The following is a 4,740-nucleotide window of genomic DNA, read 5'->3' as shown; positions in this document are numbered from 1 at the left end:
CAGGGCACCATCGTCAAGATCGCGGTCGAGGAGGGCCAGCAAGTCCAGGAAGGCGACCTCATCGTCGTCCTGGAAGCCATGAAGATGGAACAGCCCCTCAACGCCCACAAGTCCGGCACCATCAAGGGCCTGGGCGCCGAGGTCGGCGCGTCCATCACCTCCGGCGCCGCGATCTGCGAGATCAAGGACTGACACACCCGCACGGCAGCGATACGACCGGGGCGCCCGGCGGACCACGACAACCGGTCCGCCGGGCGCCCCGCCGTCGGTGCCGGGGACGCGACGGACCGTGCGGGCGGCTCAGCGGCGGCGCAGATCCGCGACGCGCGTCCGTTCCGCCCCGGCGTTCTGCTCACCCAGGGCCGCGGCCGACCGCAGCCCCGCCGCCGCGCCCGGGACCTGTCGGCGTGGCCCCGGAAGCGGCACGTCCCGACGCTGTTGACGCGCCGGGACGGAATCACCCCCCGCGGGCCCCGAGGCCCCGGAGTCGCCCGTCGCACCCCCCGACGCCCCGGCCACGGCGATCTGCACGCCCTGGTCGGCCAGGGCCTGGAGCTCGGTGCCGGCACGGTCGTCGTGGGCGGGCGGCTCGTCCGTGACCAGGCGGGTGATGACGTCCGTGGGCACGGTCTGGAACATGGTGTCCGTGCCCAGCTTGGAGTGGTCGGCCAGGACGACGACCTCGGCGGCGGCCTGCACCAGCGCGCGGTCGACGGACGCCGACAGCATGTTGGACGTGGACAGGCCCCGCTCCGCCGTCAGCCCGCTCCCGGACAGGAAGGCCTTGGACACGCGCAACCCCTGCAGGGACTGCTCGGCCCCCGACCCGACCAGGGCGTAGTTGGACCCGCGGAGCGTGCCGCCGGTCATCACGACCTCGACGCGGTTGGCATGGGCCAGGGCCTGGGCCACCAGGAGCGAGTTGGTGACGACGGTCAGGCCGGGCACCCGCGCGAGCCGGCGCGCCAGCTCCTGCGTGGTGGTCCCGGCCCCCACCACGATGGCCTCGCCCTCTTCGACGAAGCTCGCGGCGAGGTCGGCGATGGCCGTCTTCTCGGCGGTCGCGAGATGGGACTTCTGCGGGAAGCCGGACTCTCGCGTGAACCCGCCCGGCAGTACCGCACCGCCGTGCCGGCGGTCGAGGAGTCCTTCTGCCTCCAGTGCGCGCACGTCCCGCCGTACGGTCACTTCGGAGGTCTGGACGACGCGGGCGAGCTCACGGAGCGACACGGCCCCGTTCGCTCGCACCATTTCGAGGATCAATTGGCGACGTTCTGCAGCGAACACGAAACTGACAGTAACCCCAACGACCGACTGCTTTCAGCAGTATGCGCCGAATAACAGAAGTTGTTCGCACGGTAGACCTGGGAGTGGTATATGCGCCTACTCCGGCCGCCTATGCCGCCCGCAAGCGTCGCGACTCCCCGTGACCGCCGGGGAGTCGATTCCGGCCGCCCGGACCCGGGGGCCTTCTAGCCCTCCCCGCCGGCCTTCCGCGTGTGCAACTGCCGCGCCACCTCCGCGATCGACCCCGAAAGCGAGGGGTACACGGTGAAGGCGTTGGCGATCTGTTCGACCGTCAGGTTGTTGTCGACGGCGATCGAGATGGGATGAATGAGCTCCGAGGCCCGCGGCGCCACCACGACCCCACCCACCACGATCTCGGTGCCCGGCCGGCAGAAGATCTTGACGAAGCCGTCCCGGATGCCCTGCATCTTGGCGCGCGGGTTGCGCAGCAGCGGCAGCTTCACCACCCGGGCGTCGATCTTCCCGGCGTCGACGTCGGCCTGCGAGTACCCGACGGTGGCGATCTCGGGGTCGGTGAAGACGTTGGCGGAGACGGTCTTGAGGTCCAGCGGAGTGACGGCGTCGCCGAGGAAGTGGTACATGGCGATCCGCCCCTGCATCGCGGCCACCGAGGCGAGCGCGAAGACGCCGGTGACGTCACCGGCGGCGTACACACCGGGGGCCGAGGTCCGCGACACGCGGTCGGTCCGGATGTGCCCGGAGTCCTTGAGCTTGACCCCGGCCTCCTCCAGTCCCATCCCCTCGGTGTTGGGGATGGCACCGACGGCCATCAGACAGTGCGACCCGGTGATGACACGCCCGTCGGCGAGCGTGACCTCGACCCGGTCCCCCACCCGCTTGGCGGACTGGGCCCGGGAACGCGACATGACGTTCATACCGCGCCGCCGGAACACGTCCTCCAGGACGGCCGCGGCGTCCGGGTCCTCACCGGGCAGCACCCGGTCCCGCGACGACACGAGCGTGACCCGCGACCCCAGCGCCTGGTAGGCACCGGCGAACTCGGCACCGGTCACACCGGACCCCACCACGATGAGCTCTTCGGGCAACTCGTCCAGGTCGTACACCTGGGTCCAGTTCAGGATCCGCTCCCCGTCGGGCCGCGCGTCCGGCAGCTCCCGCGGGTGCCCGCCGGTGGCGATCAGCACCGCGTCCGCGGTGAGCGTCTCCTCGCTCCCGTCGGCGGCACGCACCACGACCTTCCGCGAACCGTCGAGGGCCTGCATGCCCTCCAGCCGCCCGCGCCCGCGCACGACCCGCGCACCGGCACGGGTCACGGAGGCGGTGATGTCGTGCGACTGCGCCAGGGCCAGCCGCTTGACACGCCGGTTGACCTTGCCCAGATCAACGCCGACCACCCGGGCGGCCTGCTCCATGGGCGGGGTGTCGTCGGCGACGATGATCCCCAGTTCCTCGTACGACGAATCGAAGGTGGTCATCACCTCGGCCGTGGCGATCAGAGTCTTGGACGGCACGCAGTCGGTCAGCACCGACGCCCCGCCCAGGCCGTCGCAGTCGACGACGGTCACCTCCGCGCCGAGCTGTGCGGCCACCAGCGCCGCTTCGTATCCGCCGGGTCCGCCGCCAATGATCACGATCCGAGTCACGTACTCCATTGTCCCGCACCGTCCCCCGCGGGGCCGCCCGGGGGCACCCTCGTTACCGGAGTGACGCCCGGGCGCTGCCGTACCCTCTCCCCATGTCGCTCTACGCCGCATACGCCGGCAACCTCGACGCGCGGCTGATGACCCGCCGCGCCCCGCACTCGCCGCTGCGCGCCACCGGCTGGCTGAACGGGTGGCGGCTGACCTTCGGGGGCGAGCACATGGGCTGGGAGGGCGCCCTCGCGACGCTCGTCGAAGATCCCGTCTCCCAGGTCTTCGTGTCGCTGTACGAGATCGCACCGATGGACGAGGACTCCATGGACCGCTGGGAGGGCGTGGGCCTGGACATCTACCGCCGCACGCGCGTACGGGTCCACACCCTGGACGGGGAAGAGGGAGCCTGGACGTACGTCCTGAACGCCTACGAGGGCGGCCTGCCCTCCGCCCGCTACCTGGGCGAGGTGGCGGACGCCGCCGAATCCGCCGGCGCACCCCACGACTACGTCATGGAACTCCGCAAGCGCCCCTGCTGAACCCCGCGCCCCCGTCGGAAACGACAAGGCAACGATCGCAATCCCGTGAGCTCCGTCATCTACGCGCGTAGGCGTAAACCGGCTACCCTCTTCGGCGTGAACGCATCTCTTCTTCCGGACGACATCCAGGGCGACCCCTACGCCGCCGCCGACGCCGCCGCGGCCCGCCTGCGCGAACTCACCGGCGCCGAGACCCACGACGTCGCCCTCGTGATGGGCTCCGGCTGGGCACCGGCCGTGGACGCCCTGGGCGCCCCCGAGGCCGATCTCCAGGTCACCGACCTGCCGGGCTTCCCCAAGCCCGCAGTGGAGGGACACGGCGGCAGGATCCGCTCGTACTCCATCGGCGACAAGCGCGCGCTGGTCTTCCTGGGCCGCACCCACTACTACGAGGGCCACGGCGTGGCCGCCGTCTCCCACGGCGTCCGCACGGCCGTCGCCGCCGGCGCCAAGACGATCATCCTGACCAACGGCTGCGGCGGCCTGCGCGAGGGCATGCGCCCCGGCCAGCCGGTCCTGATCAGCGACCACATCAACCTCACCGCCACCTCCCCCATCGTCGGTGCCAACTTCGTCGACCTCACCGACCTCTACTCCCCCCGCCTGCGCGCCCTGTGCAAGGAGGTCGACCCCACGCTGGAGGAGGGCGTCTACGCCCAGTTCCCCGGCCCGCACTACGAGACCCCGGCCGAGATCCGCATGGCCCGCGTCATCGGGGCCGACCTGGTGGGCATGTCGACGGTCCTGGAGGCGATCGCGGCCCGCGAGGCCGGCGCGGAGGTACTGGGCATCTCCCTGGTGACCAACCTCGCGGCGGGCATGACGGGCGAGCCCCTGAACCACGAGGAGGTCCTGCAGGCAGGCCGCGACTCCGCCACGAGGATGGGCGCGCTGCTGCAGCAGGTACTGGGACGGCTGTAACCCCCCGCGGCTCGCTGCGCGGCCGGGCGCAAGCCCGGCACCCGGCGTGCGTGTGGGCCGGGGGTGGGTCGCGCGTCCCGGCGCAACGGGGTGCCTCCCCCACTCTCGGCTTCTCCCCCGCTCTCGGCTTCACTCGAGCGGGGGGACCCCCATGAGCGGGGGAACCCCACCGCCCACCCGTGCCGCCCTGGGGAACCTCCCAGGCCGTTCAGGCACTGGAGGAGGCACGACTGCCCGCAGCCGGGCAGCCACTGCGCCGGCCAGCCACGGCGGGAGAGCCGCGTACGGCGGGAAGGGGACGTGTCGGGGGATGTCCGCCCGCAGCGGTTGGCGCGTCAACCCCGTCACTTCCGTGGCCGACCGATTCCGCGCCGTTC

General features: G+C 71.9%; 5 protein-coding genes. 3 read left to right on the top strand and 2 right to left on the bottom strand.

What is annotated here, in order from left to right; all coding sequences use genetic code 11:
- The coding region (locus tag RM812_RS40585) for an acetyl-CoA carboxylase biotin carboxyl carrier protein subunit (RefSeq protein WP_311585797.1) at positions 1 to 192 on the top strand (192 nt) is incomplete at its 5' end.
- 108 nt (positions 193 to 300) lie between these two features.
- On the opposite strand, the gene RM812_RS40580 is transcribed toward RM812_RS40585, so the two are convergent.
- The gene (locus RM812_RS40580; RefSeq protein ID WP_311585795.1) at positions 301 to 1,287 is read right to left on the bottom strand and encodes a DeoR/GlpR family DNA-binding transcription regulator; all 987 of its coding nucleotides are present in this window, start codon (positions 1,285 to 1,287) and stop codon (positions 301 to 303) included.
- Between the two features lie 185 nt (positions 1,288 to 1,472).
- Positions 1,473 to 2,921, bottom strand: a complete 1,449-nt coding sequence (locus RM812_RS40575; protein ID WP_311585793.1) for an NAD(P)H-quinone dehydrogenase — start codon at positions 2,919 to 2,921, stop codon at positions 1,473 to 1,475.
- A gap of 83 nt (positions 2,922 to 3,004) precedes the next feature.
- Between RM812_RS40575 and RM812_RS40570 the strand changes: the two genes are divergently transcribed.
- Together RM812_RS40570 and RM812_RS40565 are read left to right on the top strand one after the other, a co-directional pair.
- Positions 3,005 to 3,442, top strand: a complete 438-nt coding sequence (locus tag RM812_RS40570) for a gamma-glutamylcyclotransferase (protein WP_311585791.1) — start codon at positions 3,005 to 3,007, stop codon at positions 3,440 to 3,442.
- Positions 3,443 to 3,538: 96 nt separating this feature from the next.
- Entirely contained in the window at positions 3,539 to 4,363 is an 825-nt protein-coding gene (locus RM812_RS40565; RefSeq protein ID WP_311585789.1) for a purine-nucleoside phosphorylase, read from the top strand.
- The last annotated feature ends 377 nt before the right edge of the window (positions 4,364 to 4,740 follow it).

The organism is Streptomyces lancefieldiae, assembly GCF_031845825.1.
Lineage (GTDB): Bacteria > Actinomycetota > Actinomycetes > Streptomycetales > Streptomycetaceae > Streptomyces > Streptomyces lancefieldiae.
This window is presented reverse-complemented; position numbering and strand designations above follow the sequence as displayed.